Here is a 14903-nt window from a genome sequence, read left to right as displayed (position 1 = left end):
CCCTGCGGCGGTCTTCGGTCGCGACAGCGCGGAGCAGGGCGCGTACTCGTCGAGAACAGGATTTCGATGCCGCGCGCGGCCTCACCGCACACCGACCGACGACCGTAGCGCCGCCCCCAGCGTGCGCAGCGCCTGCCGGGCGCGCGCATCGGTCAGGCTCGAATAGAGCACCACGTCGCGCGTCGGCAGCGGCGGCAGTCCGTAGCGCGTTCCCACGTCGACGGTGCCGGCGGGTGCCACGCGATGCCCGAGCGCCGCGACGGCCAGGCCCGCGGACACCGCCGCACCGATCGTCGCCACGCCGCCGCCGACAAACACCTCCGTCCACGCGACGCCGGCTTCGTCCAGCGCGCCGACCGCCATGCGGCGCACGCTGCACGGCTCGGCCTGCGTGGCGAGCCGCAGCGGTTGCGGCGGATGGTATTCGAAATCGGCCGCCGCCATCCAGCCGAACGACTCCGACAGGATGGTTTCGCCGTCGAGCCGCCGGCTGTCGTGCTGCAGCGCCACGGCCGCATCGAGCTGGCCGCGATCGAATGCGTCGAGCACGTCGCGCGAGGCGGCGACGCGGATCTCCAGCACGAGCGCCGGCTCCGCTTCGCTCATCCGTCGCAGCAGCATCGGGAGATCGGCGCCGACGACATGGTGGCTGACGCCGATCACCAGCCGTCGCTGGCTCGTGCCGAACGCGCTGATTGCGCCGTGGTGGGCGGCCACCAGTTCGCGCGCCGGCTCCAGGAATGCGGTGCCGTCGGCCGACAGGCGAACCTGCCGTGGCGTGCGTTCCAGCAGGCGGCGGCCGAGCCCGTCTTCCAGCCGCTTGATCTTCAGGCTCACCGCGGACTGCGTGGTGTCCAGTGCTTCCGCTGCTCGCGTGAAGCTCTTGAGATCGGCGGTCAGCACGAATGCCTGGACGGCTTCGATGTCGAGCGTTTTCATCGCACCCTCGTTCATTTCAAAATCGAATCATTGAAATATTCTGCCATCGTATTTTCAAATGGTTCAAGGTCTTCTACGCTGCTTTCATGTTGTCCGGAATGCCGTCCGTTTCCTTGCCAGGAGTCGATCATGCTGACCGCGTACTACGTGCACCGCCTGCCGGCGGACTACGACCTCGACGTCATCCGCCAGGGCGTGCGCGAGCGCGGCCGCCTGTGGGACGACACGCCGGATCTGCTGTTCAAGGGATTCCTGCTGCGCGAGGCGGGCCGCCATGGCGTGACGGAAAACGGTTACGCGTCGTTTTACCTGTGGCGCAACGAACAGGCGTTCGCGCGGTTCGTGACGGACAGCTTCGGCCGTGCGCCGATCGACACCCAGGTCGCGCTCGATGCGCGCAAGGGCCGTGCGTCGACGGGACGTTTCGCGCGTCTGGAAACGATCGAGATTCCGGCGGACGCCGATCTCGATGCGGCACTGGCGCGGGAGATCGCGCGCAATCGCGACGCGGCGGCTCGGCAGGGCGTGGTCGCGGCGGCCGTCAGTCTCGATCCGCTGCGCTGGCGGCTGACGCGTGCGCTCGTGACGGAACATGAACCGGACGACGGCGGCGCGGGCACGGTGTACCAGGTTCTGCATCTGGCGAGGCCGCTGCTCGACACACTGGAAGCGGGCAGCGTGTGATGGCCGGCATCGTGTCGCGACTGCCGGCCGGCGTGGTGATTGCCGCGCATCTGGCGGGTGTGGTGGCGGGCATCGCCGCGATTGCGGCGCTTGCGACGATGCTCGCGCTGCTGTTCAGATAACGCGCTTCAGCGCAGTGGTGGTTCACGAGGGGCGCCGCGCATGCGATGCACGGCGCCCCGGTCGCTTCATCGCGGCTTGCTCAATGGCCCTGCAAGCGGATGTCGCGCGACGACGCGCCGACATACACGGTTCCGCCCGGCACGACCTTCCATCCGTTGCGCGACGTATCCCAGACGCTCTGCATCCGCGGCGAAACGGTCACGCGCACACGCCGCGCCTCGCCCGGATTCAGCCGGATTTTTTCCCAGCCGACCAGCCGCTTCGGCGGCTCGTCCTTGTACGGCACGCCGAGATAGACCTGCGGTATTTCCGCGCCGGCCACGCGCCCGTCGTTGCGCACGGTGAACGCGACGCTCAGCGAGCCGTCCCATTGCTTCGATACCGACAGACCCGAATACGCGAAGTGCGTATACGACAGGCCGTAGCCGAACTCGAACATCGGCTTGATGTTGCGCGCGTCATACCAGCGGTAGCCCATGTCCAGCTTTTCCGCGTACACCGGGTCGGTGTCGAACGTGCCGTTTTGTCCCCACGTCGGCGAGTCCTGATCGCGCGCCGGGAAAGTCACGGGCAGCTTGCCCGACGGATTGACCGCGCCGAACAGCACGTTCGCGATCGCCTTGCCGCCGGCTTCGCCCGGATACCACGCCTCGACGATGGCCGACACGTTGTCCTTCCACGGCATCAGCACCGGGTTGCCGCTCTGGACGACGACGATCGTATGCGGATTCGCGCGCGCGACGGCTTCGACGAGCGCATCCTGGTTCGACGGGTTCGCGAGGCTCAGGCTCTGCAGATCGCCGAAATCCTCGCCGGCCGGCTGCGCGACCACGACGACCGCGACATCCGAGCGGCCCGCGAGCGCCGCGGCCTGATCGATTTCCTGCTGCGTGTACGCGCGGAACGGCGACTGCTGATCGCTGTTGCCCGCATACGTGACCTGCGCGGCCGGCGCCAGCGCGCGGATCGCCGCGACGATCGGCACGTCGACCTTGAGCCACGGATTGCGCCACCAGCTGCACCCGGTCGACGACCCGAACGTCAGGCCGCCGCAGCCGGCGAACGAACCCGATACCGGGTCGCGCGTGTTGCCCGAGCCGCCGCCGGACAGCACGGCCGCATCCGCATGGCCGCCGATCACGGCGATACGCGACAGCGCCGACGCGACGAGCGGCAACTGGTTTCCATCGTTCTTCAGCAGAACGATCGACTGCTCGGCGGCCGCCTGCGCGAATCGGTTGGCGGCCGCGAAATCGATCGTGCCGCCGCCCTGGGCCGGATCGTCCATCACGCCGACGCGGATCATCACGGCGAGCTTGCGGCGCACCATGTCGTCGAGGCGGGCGGTCGACACCGAGCCGTTCGCGATCGCCTGCTTGACGGCCGCCGGCGTCAGGTACACGCTCGGCCCGACGTCTTCTTCCTCGTCGAGGCCGGCGTTGATCGCGGCGGCGGTGCTGTGCGTGGCGCCCCAGTCGGACTGCACCTGGCCCTGGAAGCCCCACTCGTTCTTCAGCACGTCGTTCAGCAGGTGAGGGTTCTCGCACGCATAGGCGCCGTTCAGGCGGTTGTAGCTGCACATCACGCTGCCGGGCCGGCCGCGCTTCGCGGCGATCTCGAACGGCAGCAGGTACAGCTCGCGCAACGTGCGTTCGTCGATCTGCGTATTGCCGCCCATCCGGCCGTGCTCTTGCTCGTTGCCCGCGTAGTGCTTGATCGTGGCGATGACTTTTTGCCGCTGCGTCGCGAGCGTGCGTTCGGCGAGCAGGTCGCCGGCGAGCAGCGGATCCTCGCCGAGATACTCGAACAGGCGGCCGCCGCGCGGCTCGCGCGCGAGGTTGGTGCCGCCGGCGAGGCCCATGCCGAATCCTTGCGCGCGCAACTGGATCGCGACCTGCTTGCCGAAGTCGTACGACAGCCGCCGATCCCAGCTCGCGGCGACCGCGATCGTGGCCGGAAACGTCGTGCTGGCCTGCGACGTGCTGCCGGAGCCGGTCGCCGAATCGACCATGTTGAGATCTGGAATGCCGAGCCGCGGCACGCCCTGGATGTAGCCGGCGCCGCCGCCCGGCACCTTCGACATTTCGTATTGCGAATGAATGAATTGAAGTTTTTCGTCGAGCGTCATCTTGCGCACGAGCAAGTCGGCGCGCCGTTGCGCGGCGGCCGACGCGAACGTGTCGGTCGCGTCGCCCTGCGCATTGAAATCGGCGTCGCCGGCGTAGGCCGTGGTGCAGAGGGTCGCTGCCAGCACGACGGCCGGCCAGAGTGTGTCCCGCATGTTGCTCTCCATGATCGTATTGCCGGTTGTTCGAATGATGTCTGGAGCTGCGTACGCCCGATGGATTCGCACCGGACGCATTCGACTGGCGATGCAGGGTGGTTGCGCGTCGGCATGCCGGCCAGGCGGGGAATCGTTACGGCCGGTTGGGCTCGATCGACCAACGCGGACGGCGACGCGGACCGTCCGGCACTGACGAATCGGATGTAGCGATTCTCTGCAGCGACTAATCGTACGAATGTAGTTTGACTACAGCATCGGTGTTTCTACCGATCCGTGTGATCTTTATTTCGTAGGGGTGGGCGGTGGGGTGAAAAGGCGGTCATCGTTCCCGATCGGGTATGCGCGGCGGAGTAAGAAGTACCTGTGCGCGGGCGTTCGGAGGGGGCGGAACGTTGGGACGTGTATGCCCGTACGGCACGGTTCGTTGCGCGCGCATCGAACGGACAGCATCGGGATGCCGGCCGCCTCGTGGGGAAAGCCGCGCAGCAGCGACGATGGGCTAGCCGCGTCGAGCGACCGGACTGCCGGGCATCGGAATCCCGGCGCGATAGACGACGGTCGCGAGTGCCGCGGCGACCGCGGCCTCGGCCGTCAGCACGGCGACGGCGGCGCCCCGCTCGGCGAAAAACCTGGCGAGCACGGGCACCAGCACGATGTTCAGAATGCCCGATGACATCAGGATGCGCGTGAATGCCGACTTCATCCCGAGCGGAAGCATCGTTTGCACGCCGAACAGGTCGGTCATGCCGGCCATGAACGGAATGAAGGCCATCCAGCGCAGCACCTGGACCGTCGGTTCGTATGACGGGCCATACAGGATCCGCACGGCGAGCGGCGCACCGAAGAAAATCGCGAGCGAGATGCCGAGCACCATCGCGACCTGAACGACGAACAGCTTGCGCAGGAACGAGAACGCGTCGTTGCGCGCGTGCCGCATCAGGTAGCTGATGCGCGGATAGGTGGCGGCCTTCAGCGGCTGCAGCATGCTGAGCGCCGCGCGGATCAGCTTGTCGCCGGCGGCGAAGTAGCCTGCCGCGACGTTGCCCGATACGAAGCCGAGCAGCACGGTGTTGGTCGACGCATAGAACGCGATGGACGTCGACGCGAGGAACACCTGCCAGCCGCCTTTCAGCGATTCGGCGATGTCGGCCGTGCCGACGCGCACGAAGTCGATTTCACGGTTGAAGTACAGATAGGCTGCCAGCGCGATCGCGGACAGCGTCGGCACCGCGGCGTTGACGATCATCGCGCGGTCGATGTCCGCCGGGCTGTGCACGAGCGCAAACATGGCCGGCAGGCTCAGGATGCGCCCGACGAACAGGATCATGCTGAGCGCGCGCAGCTTTTCCATTCCCTGGAAATACCAGCCCGGCGTGAACGCCACGCCGGCGACCATCCCGAACCCGATCAGCAGCAGGTCGCGGTCTTCGCCGAAGCGCTCGACCGCAAAGGTCAGCGCGATGAGCACGACGAAGCAGATCACCGCGATGCCGATCTGCGCGTATAGCGTCGCCCAGAAGATGCGCGAGCGTTCGGCGCGGTTGTCGCGAGCGAGCGCGATGCGTGGCGTGGCGGTCAGGTCGAAGCTGTAGCTCGTGCAGTTGGTGAGATACGCGATGACGGCGAGCGAGAACGCGAGCTGCCCGTAGCCCTCCGGCCCGAGGGCGTGCGTCAGCAGCGGTGCGATCAGCAGCGGCACGGCGTACATCGAAATCTGCAACGTCAGCAGCAGCAGGAAATTCTTCTTGAGGTTTGACATTCGCTCGGTCGGCGCCGTGAGTGTCGCAGTGCGGCGGCATGAGGCCGCGGTGCGCGCGTGCATCCGGTCGGCGCTGACCCGGATTGCATGGGTTGGAGGCGGTCCGGCGTCGCCGGGCACGGCCACATCGTATGGCGGCCATGATACGGGCCGCACGGGACGACTATGTTCGCGAGCCTACCGTTCGCGGATTCCGTTCGGGCGCGCGGCATGAATCCCGACACCGCGCGCGTCGTCGTGCGTTGTCGTGTCGCGACGGCGATGAATCTATTTGTAAGCTGCCGCACCGAAGGGCGCGCGAACCGAGTGCTTTAATCGATCGCACTGTTTTGGTTCACGGTGCAAACCGCCTGACGATGCCTCGGTCACGCAACGTCACCTCCCGCGTGCATGGCGAGCAGGGCAACGCATGGAACCGGCGGGCCGCGCAGGGGCGCGGCGGGGGCTGCTGCCACGCGTGCATCGACGACTCGCACGAGCGTGGATCGCTCATGCCAGTGGAGCGGCCCGAACGCTTGTCCGCGTCCGATAAAAATACCGATCCGAGGAGTACCGATTGAAGCCGATTACGTTCGGCAGCTGCGTGGGGTGGCTGCACGAAGGACAGACGACACAAGGTGTGATCCTGTGCGAATCGTTGGGACACGAGGCATCGTGGACGCACAAGCTCATGCGGGCGATCGCCGAGCGCCTTGCCCGCGACGGCGTCACGGTGTTGCGATTCAACTATCCGTGCACCGGCGATTCCGCGGGCGACGATCGTGACGCCGATCGGCACGCCGCGACCATCGGCAGCATTCACGATGCGATCGATCTGCTGCGCGACCAGGTCGGTGTCGCATCGCTGACGCTCGTCGGAATCCGCGCGGGCGCGCTGTTCGCGATGCTGGCCGCCGCGGGCGACGAGCAGCATCCGTCGCCGCGCGTCGACGCATTGGTGGCGCTCGCGCCGGCCGTGCGCGGACGCGCTTACCTTCGCGAGTTGTCGTTCGTGCATCGCCAGTGGCTCGACGTCACGTCGCCTGCGATTCGCGTCGCCCATCGTGACGAGCCTTGCATGAACGTTCTAGGGCACCGCTTTCCGGATGATTTCGTCGCTGCGTTGAAGGCGGTCGATCTGTGCGACGTCGTGCGGGATGCGCCGAGGCTGCCTGGCGCGATGCTGCTGATCCAGCCCGATCAGGACGGACCTGCGTTGCGCGACGCGCTGCTCGCGCGGGGCGTGAGCGTGGCGGCCGATCCGTTCCGCGAATGGCCGACGACGATGCTGGACGGTACGCGTTCGCGCCTACCGCTCGCGGCCATCGACACGCTCGCGCGCTGGATCGGCGAACGCGTGCCGCGCACGGCCGCCGACGTCGACCCGACGTGGCGGCACGATCCACCATGGAACGGCGAATCGGCCGCCGCGCTCGACATGACCGACATGACCGAGCAGGTCGTCGCTGTGGGGCCGGATCGACTGGTCGGCGTACTGTGCCGTCCCGCCGATACGGGGCCGGCGAATCCCGCCGCTCCGGCGCTCGTGATCGCGAATACGTCGACGAATCCGCGTAGCGGCGAAGGGCGCTTCAGCGTGCGTCTCGCGCGGACGCTCGCACGCGCCGGCGTCACGACGCTGCGGATCGACGTAAACGGCGTCGGTGACAGCGGGCCGGCCGCGCTCGACGACCAGTCGGGTGTCGTGTATTCGGCGCAGTCGAGCGACGACGTGGCGGCCGCCGCCGACTGGCTGCGTGCGCTTGGCCATGCTGACGTGATCGCGGCCGGCATCTGTTCCGGCGCCTATGCGGCATTGCATGCGGCCGTGAAGACACCCTCGCTCGGCGGCGTGATCGCGATAAACCTGGCGCGCTTCGTGTGGCCGGCCGGGCTCTCGCTCGACGCGGTGCAGAAGCAGCGGAACAACTCCGTGCGCGGCTACTGGCTGTCGGTGCGCGACTGGCAGAAGTGGAAACGCCTCGTGCGCGAACGGCGCGATTTGCGGCCGATCGTGCGCGCCGTCGCCGCCAATGCGGTCGCGCGGGTCAGCGTACCGGTGAAGGAGGCGGCCGCGCGCGTCGGCTGGAAGCCGCGCGCCGGCACACCACGCGGCGTGATGCATGTGCTTGCGCAACGCAATGTCCGGACGACCCTGGTGTATGGCGCGCTCGATCCCGGCATCGACGATGTCCGGCGCCACTTCGGCGCGATCGAGCATGCGTTCAGATGCTCGCGTCACGTACGGCTGCACCTCGAGCCGCAGGTCGATCACGCGGTGTACGGCGCGGTCGGCACGGACATCGTGATCGAGCGGTGCTTGCAGGCGCTCGGTCGCGACTTGACGCGGCCGGCCGTGCACGTTGCCGATCCCGTCGCGCGCGAAGCGGCTGCGGGATCGTACGCAAACGTGTCGGTCGGCAGCCCGTGAGGCGCGCGGTGCCGCATGCATCGCCGCTTTGGGGCGCGATCCCCGCTCCGTATGAAGATCGACGTTCGGTGGGGTCGCTCACAGACGCGCCGTTCGCCGTGGTGTCCAATCCCTTATCGATGCATGCACGGCGGTGCCGCGGCATGACCGGCCGGGATCGATCAGTCCCGATCGCCCGGCTTCGCATACGGTGATTTCGCGTAGGGCGATGCGTACAACGTGTCGCTGCGCCATACGTCGTCGGCGGGTGCATTGGCGACCTGCGCACGATGTGGCCGCGTCGGCACGAGCGGCCGGCGCAACGCGATGCGGGCTCGCGTGTCGGGCTGGACGGCGGCGCTCGCGGCTGAACGAGCGATCGCGGGCGCTGTCGCCGCGGAGGCAGCCGTGACTGCGTCGGCGGCTTGCGCCGAGCGTTGTGGCGACACCGAGGCAACGAGCGTCGACGACGCGAAGGGCGGTGTGTCGGCAGGCGTGCCGGACAGCGTTTGTGCACCGGCGGTACAGAGGAAGCCGGTCGACACGATGCAGACGAACGGCGTAAGCGACGAAGAGAAGTTCATGGCGGATCGTACGGAGTGACGTGCGGTGAAGAGGGCGGTGCGGCCATGCAATACATGCCGCGCTGGGCAAGCGTAATGCCGGAATTCGCCGCGTTTGGCGGGTTACCGCACAGTTTTGGAAGGACACCATGTCAATCACCACGCAACCGGAATCGATGCGCGGCGCGCCGCGGCCCGGCGCCCGTCGCGCACCGTGGCTGTCGCGTATGGCGATCGTGGCGGCCGCATGCGCGCTGAGCGCGTGTGCGCTGTCGCCCGGCATGACTTACCGCGCGCCGGCCGAGCGCGACGCGAATGCGCGCGTGAGCGCCGACGCCTCGGGTTCGGGCGGCCTCGACGGCGTGCAGAACGTGTCGAGCGAGGATCTGATCGAGATCACGCCGGCATTCGTCGCACAGCACCAGGCGGGGCGGTCGGCCAACGTCGACGCGGAGATCCGCCGGCTGTTCGGCAAGCCGACGCCGTACACGATCGGCCCCGGCGACGTGCTGAGCATCGTCGTGTGGGACCACCCCGAATTGAACCTGCCGACGACACAGACGGTCGGCGGCGGCGACGGTGTCGGCGCGAGCTCGGTCGCGACGGGCTATACGGTCGACGCGACCGGCAACGTCCAGTTCGCGTACGCGGGCCTCGTGCACGTGGCGGGGTTGACCGAGGCAGAGGCGCGCGCGCTGCTGATGAAGCGGCTCGGCGAATACGTGCGCAAGCCGCAGCTCGCGTTGCGCGTGCAGAGCTACCGCAGCAAGCGAGTCTATCTCGACGGCGAAGTGCGCACGCCGGGTCTGCAGATCGTCAACGACATGCCGATGACGCTGCCCGAGGCGATCGACCGCGCGGGCGGTTTCACGCCGACGGCGGATCGCTCGCAGGTCTCGGTGACGCGCGGCGACACGACCGTCAACGTGAGCCTGCCTGCGCTGATCGCGGCGGGCGTGAACCCGTCGAACATCCTGTTGCGCGACGGCGATCTCGTGCGCGTGCGCGCGACGAGCGACGCGAAGGTATTCGTGCTCGGCGAGGTATCGCGGCCCGCGACGCTGACGTTGACCGACGGCCGGATGAGCCTCGGCGAAGCGCTCGGCGACACGGGCGGCGTGAGTCAGTACACGTCGGACGCGCGCCAGGTGTTCGTCGTGCGCCGAGGCCCCGACAACCGCCCGCGGGTGTACCACCTCGACGGCAGCTCGCCCGCGTCGTTCGCGCTCGCCGATCAGTTTCCGCTCGAGCGGCGCGACGTCGTGTTCGTCGATGCGTCGTCGCTGGTGCGCTGGAGCCGCGTCGTGAACCTGCTGATTCCGTCGTCCGCGCAAGGGGCGCTGACGGCGAAAGCCATTTCGCCGTGATGCACGAGGCGGATTTCGTGACCGCGACCGTGCGTCGCGCCATACGGGACTGATGCTGTATGAACACTTCGACCCTGCCTGACCCGCACAGCGGGCGCATTTTGCGGCCGTCCTATCCGGTGCGCCGCTACTGGAGCATGCTGTACGGCGGCCGGCGACTGATCGTTTGCACGGCGCTCGCGGGCGCGCTCGCGGGCGGCCTGTATGCGCTGTTCGCGGCCCCCGTCTACCGCTCCGACATCCTGTTCCAGGTCGAGCAAAGCCCGACCGATTCGAAGCAGACGTCGCCGCCCGGCGATCCGTCGTCGGTGTTCGATCTGAAGACCGATGCATCGACCGAGATCGAGGTGCTCAAATCCCGTGCGGTGCTCGACCGCGCGATCGATAGCACGAACCTCGCCCTCGACGCACGGCCGCATTACCTGCCGCTGATCGGCTGGCGCTTGGTGAACGCGGCCGACGGGTTGTCGTCGCCGTTGCCGGGCGGATATGTGTACGGCACCGAGCGCATCGACGTGCCGACCTTCGACGTGCCCAAGCGCCTGCTCGGCAAGCGCTTCGCGCTGACCGTCGGCGACGACGGCGCCTACACGCTGCAGCGCACGGGCTTTTTCGGCCGGAAAGGACCGGTATGGCAGGGCCGCATCGGCCAGCCGCTGCACGTCGAGACGCCGCAGGGGCCGATCGACGTGTTCGTGCGCGACGTGGCCGGCCAGCCCGGCGCACGCTTCGACCTGACGCGCTACAGCGACGAGGAGGCGACGACGTGGCTGCAGAAGAACGCGCTGATCTCGGAGCGCGGCAAGCAGTCGAACATGATCGGCGTGACGCTCGACGGCATCGATCCCGTGCACGACAGCCGTGTGCTGAACGCGATCGGGGATGCGTATCTGGCGCAGAACACGCAGCGCAAGTCCGAGGCGGCCGACAAGCTGATCCGGTACATGGACGGCCAGTTGCCGCAATTGAAGGCGCAGCTGGAAGCGGCGGAGAGCCGTTTCAACGCATTCCGAGCATCGCATGGGACGGTCAATACGAGCGATGAGGCACTGGCATTGCGTCAACAGTCGGTCGACATCGAGACGCGTGTGCAGACGCTGCAGCAGCAGCGCGAGGAACTGCTGACGCGCTTCATGCCGAAGCATCCGGCCATCGTGGCCGTCGATGCGCAGCTCGCCGATGCGCAGCGCTCGCTCGACACGACCCGCAAGCAGATCCAGCAACTGCCGGGCGTCGAGCAGGGCGTGCTGCAACTGCAGCGCGACGTGGCCGTCGACACCGCGCTGTACACGAACCTGCTCAATACGCGCCAGCAGATGGTTCTCGCGCGTGCCAGCAAGACGGGCACCGTGCGGATCGTCGATACGGCGAAGGTCGCCGAGCAACCGATCGGTCCGCATCGCGGAGTCGCGGTGGTCGGCTTGCTGATGGTCGGCCTGCTGGCGGGCGCGGCGATCGTGATCGCCCGGCAGCGCGTCGTCGGCACGATCGGCGACGCGGAGGAAATCGAATGGGCGACGGGTTTGCCGGTGTTCGCGACGGTCCCGCACAGCGCCATCGCGGCACAAGCGGAGCTGCAATCAAAGGTACGCCGGCGCGGCCGCCACATGCTGGCGACGCAGGCCGAGGGGCAGGACGCGGCGCTCGAAAGCCTGCGCAATTTCCGGGCGTCGCTGCAACTGTCGATGCCGGCCGCATCGAATCCCGTCGTGCTGATTTCGGGGCCGACGACGGGCGTCGGCAAGTCGTTCGTCGCGGCCAATATCGCGTCGCTCGTGGGCGCCGCGAAACGGCGCGTCCTGCTGATCGATGCCGACTTGCGCAAGGGCTCGCTGCACGACCGGTTCCGCTATAGCCGCGCGCCGGGGCTGTCCGACGTGGTGGCGGGCACCCACACGCTCGACGAGGCAATCAAACGCGGCGTCGCACCGGGCCTGGATTTCATCGCGATGGGCAACGTCGTGCCCGATCCGGGCGAACTGCTGCTGCAGCCCGCGCTCGCGGAACTGATCGAGCGGGTCGCGTCGCGCTACGACATGGTCGTGCTCGACGGCCCGCCGTTGCTCCCGGTCGCCGATGCATTGGTACTGGGCCGCCTGGCGGGCACCGTGTTCCTCGTCGCGCGTAGCGGCGTGACGACGTTGACGGAACTCGACGAAAGCGCGCGGCGGCTCGAGCACGCGCATATCGGCGTGCGCGGCGTGATCCTGAACGACTACAAGGGCGCGCCGGGACGGTACGACTACGGCTATAACGACGCGAACACGCATCAGGCCACCGCCGGGTTGGCGGGGATGATGGCGCCGCGGCAACGGGCGGAACGCCCGTCATGAACCGGCGAGCGGGCAGGGTGGGGGCCGGGCCGCGGCAAGGCCCGGCGACGCTGCGCAGGATGGCGCGCGTGCGCAGTGCCGCGGGCGGTTATACGGGCTACTGGTGGGAAGATCCGGCCCGGCTCGTGCTGATGTTCATCCTGCCTTTGTACGGATTGCTGTCGCTCAGCCTGCTGGGCGACCAGAAGTCGATCGCGCGAATCTATTTCGACGGCTACTACGCGTTCGTCGGCGCGCTGTTCCTGATGGTGGTGGCGGCGACGGCGTGGCTCGCGACGGCCGAAACGCGGACGCGGCGCGGGCCGCCGGAAATGCCCGTCGAGGTGCCGCCGCGCGTGCTCGATTGCCTGTTTGCACTCGCGCTGTTCGGCAACCTCGTGATGATGAGCGGCGTCATCGCGCGTCCGGCGCTGCTGCTCGAGTTCCTGCACGGACAGGCTACCGCGTACGACATGCTCCAGCAGATCGGTCGCATCACCGGGTTGAGCTCGTTCACGCAGGCGACGTCGCCGTTCGTCGCACTCTATTTCTACGTGTTCCGAACGCCGGTGAAAGGCCTGAACCGCTACAAGATCTACATGGCCGTGCTCGCGGTGCTGACGCTGCTGCGCAGCTTCCTCTTCGCGGAGCGCCTCGCGTTGATCGAGATGGTGATGCCGCTTGCGCTGATGGTCGTGCGGTTCCGGCTGCACGGCCGGTACGCGCGGCTGCTGACGCTCGGGCCGTACGCGGCGATCCCGCTGTTGTTCGCGCTGTTTATCGCGAACGAGTACAACCGGTCATGGGAAGCCTATTACGTCAACGTCTACGACAACATCTTCGACTTCGCGCTCGAACGGCTCGGCCTGTACTATTCGACGTCGCTGAACAACGGTGCGGGGATGCTTGCCGTGCTCGGCTGGGGGCAGGGCCATCCGATGTTCACGTTCGACTGGCTGATGCGCTTTCCGGTGATCGGCGCGACGTTCCAGCCGTGGTTCGATTCAAGCGACAGCTTCAACCTGTTTCTGAACAGCTACGCAGACCCGGAATTCAACAATCCGTCCGGGATCTTCGTCCACTTCTATGAATGGGGCTGGTTCGGGCTGCTCGACGCGGCCGTGCTCGGCTGGATGGTCGGCCGCAGCTATGCGGGCTGGCGCAGCGGCAACGGGTTCTGGTGCTGCGCGCACGCGGTGCTCTACGTGTCGTTGATGGAAATCATGCGCACGCCGAATCTGTTCAGCGGACGCAATTTCCTGCCGATCGTGCTGCCGATCATCGTGTTCCATTGGTTCGGGAAGCGGCCGGCGAGCGTGGCGACCGCCTCCGGACGCGGGACACGCGCCGCGCAAACGAACGGGCGGGACGGCAGTGCAACGGCATAGCCACTCGCTGGACGTCCGCCCTTCGGACGATCGCGACGCTCACGCGGTACGCGTGCGGACCGCCGTGTCGCGTCCTGGCCACGACGGGAAACCGGCAATGGGCGCGAACCCTGTCCGCAATGCGACCCGATAGACGACGATCGGGATCGCGACACCGGCCAGCGTGCCGAGTACGAGGTGTACTGCGAGATCGGTGATGCCGGCGCGCATCAGCACGATCCGTACGGCCGCCATCGCGAAGATGTGGGTCAGGTAGATCGGCATCGATGCGCAACCGATCGCCGCCAGCCATGCGGCGCGTGCCGGCCGTGACGCATACCGGTGCGCGAGTTGCAGCGCCAGCGCGATGCCCGAGAACGCGGCGGGAAGCGCCCAGATGCTCGTCGCACTACCGAAGCCGTGAGCGAATACGACTGCGGCGACGAACGCCGTTGCCGTTGCGGCGCATGCGGTTGGCCCGCTGTTGCGCGCGAGCCAGCCGGGTAACGCCTGCGACGCGAGGACGCCCGCCACGAAGAACGGCGCGTTCATCAGCGTGATCGACAGGATGCCCCACTGCGTCGCCGCGCCGAACATCAGCCCGAGCACCGCGCATCCGGCGAGCCAGCCGCGCGCTCGCGATGGCATGGGGGCACGCGTCACGTTCGGCATGGCCGCCGCGAAAGCCCGGATGCCGAGCATGCAGAGCATCAGCGCATACAGGAACCAGAACTGCGCGAACGGTCGCCAGCCGATCGCGAGCAGGTCGTTCAGCGTGAACGGATGATTGGTGCCGTGCGACGCCATTGCAATCTGCACGGCACCCTGCGCGATCGACCACAGCAGGTACGGATACACGATCGTCCTGATCTTCGACCACAGGAACCCATGCGGCGTGCGGCGCAGCGAGCTGCAGACATGCAGGCCGGACAGGAAGAAGAACAACGGCATGTGGAACGTGTAGATCATGTAGTCGTTCCAGGCGAATGCCGTGTCGGCCGCGCCCGCCGGCACGAGGTCGGCGGAGACGGCACCGCGCAGCACGTGCCCGTATACGACAAGAATGATTCCCGCGCCGCGGGCGACATCGAGGCTGGTTTCGCGAGCAGTCATGAT

At 67.6% G+C, this 14903-nt stretch carries 11 protein-coding genes; 6 read left to right on the top strand and 5 right to left on the bottom strand.

The genetic code is table 11. The features are described from left to right. Positions 1-81: 81 nt before the first annotated feature. Complete coding sequence (locus AC3IFE_RS09345; RefSeq protein WP_089470555.1) at positions 82-939, bottom strand: LysR family transcriptional regulator; 858 nt, start codon at positions 937-939, stop codon at positions 82-84. A gap of 129 nt (positions 940-1068) precedes the next feature. On the opposite strand from AC3IFE_RS09345, the gene AC3IFE_RS09340 reads away from it, so the two are divergent. Next, positions 1069-1623, top strand: a complete 555-nt coding sequence (locus AC3IFE_RS09340) for a DUF4865 family protein (protein ID WP_489190334.1) — start codon at positions 1069-1071, stop codon at positions 1621-1623. After that, positions 1623-1745, top strand: coding sequence for a hypothetical protein (locus AC3IFE_RS09335; protein ID WP_256979735.1), 123 nt, complete (start codon positions 1623-1625; stop codon positions 1743-1745). The genes AC3IFE_RS09340 and AC3IFE_RS09335 overlap by 1 nt, the downstream gene beginning before the upstream one ends. A gap of 80 nt (positions 1746-1825) precedes the next feature. Here the strand turns inward: AC3IFE_RS09335 and AC3IFE_RS09330 are convergent, their stop codons facing one another. Together AC3IFE_RS09330 and AC3IFE_RS09325 are read right to left on the bottom strand one after the other, a co-directional pair. Then, positions 1826-4027, bottom strand: a complete 2202-nt coding sequence (locus AC3IFE_RS09330) for a glycoside hydrolase family 3 C-terminal domain-containing protein (protein WP_489190332.1) — start codon at positions 4025-4027, stop codon at positions 1826-1828. A 502-nt stretch (positions 4028-4529) separates the two neighbouring features. Further along, positions 4530-5789, bottom strand: coding sequence for an oligosaccharide flippase family protein (locus tag AC3IFE_RS09325; protein WP_089470557.1), 1260 nt, complete (start codon positions 5787-5789; stop codon positions 4530-4532). A gap of 556 nt (positions 5790-6345) precedes the next feature. Between AC3IFE_RS09325 and AC3IFE_RS09320 the strand changes: the two genes are divergently transcribed. Continuing rightward, positions 6346-8199 (top strand): serine aminopeptidase domain-containing protein, encoded by a 1854-nt coding sequence (locus AC3IFE_RS09320; protein ID WP_489190331.1) that lies wholly within the window; start codon positions 6346-6348, stop codon positions 8197-8199. 161 nt (positions 8200-8360) lie between these two features. Here AC3IFE_RS09320 and AC3IFE_RS09315 read toward each other — a convergent pair whose 3' ends face one another. After that, the gene (locus AC3IFE_RS09315) at positions 8361-8762 is read right to left on the bottom strand and encodes a hypothetical protein (protein ID WP_089469646.1); all 402 of its coding nucleotides are present in this window, start codon (positions 8760-8762) and stop codon (positions 8361-8363) included. A gap of 128 nt (positions 8763-8890) precedes the next feature. Between AC3IFE_RS09315 and AC3IFE_RS09310 the strand changes: the two genes are divergently transcribed. From AC3IFE_RS09310 to AC3IFE_RS09300, 3 genes are read left to right on the top strand one after another with little or no spacing between them, the layout of a single operon-like run. Next, entirely contained in the window at positions 8891-10108 is a 1218-nt protein-coding gene (locus AC3IFE_RS09310; protein ID WP_089469647.1) for a polysaccharide biosynthesis/export family protein, read from the top strand. A 59-nt stretch (positions 10109-10167) separates the two neighbouring features. Further along, entirely contained in the window at positions 10168-12441 is a 2274-nt protein-coding gene (locus AC3IFE_RS09305) for a polysaccharide biosynthesis tyrosine autokinase (protein ID WP_301737922.1), read from the top strand. Beyond that, complete coding sequence (locus AC3IFE_RS09300; RefSeq protein WP_489190330.1) at positions 12438-13808, top strand: oligosaccharide repeat unit polymerase; 1371 nt, start codon at positions 12438-12440, stop codon at positions 13806-13808. The genes AC3IFE_RS09305 and AC3IFE_RS09300 overlap by 4 nt, the downstream gene beginning before the upstream one ends. Before the next feature lie 39 nt (positions 13809-13847). Here AC3IFE_RS09300 and AC3IFE_RS09295 read toward each other — a convergent pair whose 3' ends face one another. Then, entirely contained in the window at positions 13848-14900 is a 1053-nt protein-coding gene (locus tag AC3IFE_RS09295) for an acyltransferase family protein (RefSeq protein WP_489190361.1), read from the bottom strand. Positions 14901-14903: the final 3 nt, after the last annotated feature.

Source organism: Burkholderia sp. APQ4-4ca (assembly GCF_057837105.1).
The sequence above is the reverse complement of the archived record's forward strand: the minus strand, read 5'-3'. Positions and strand labels throughout refer to the sequence as shown.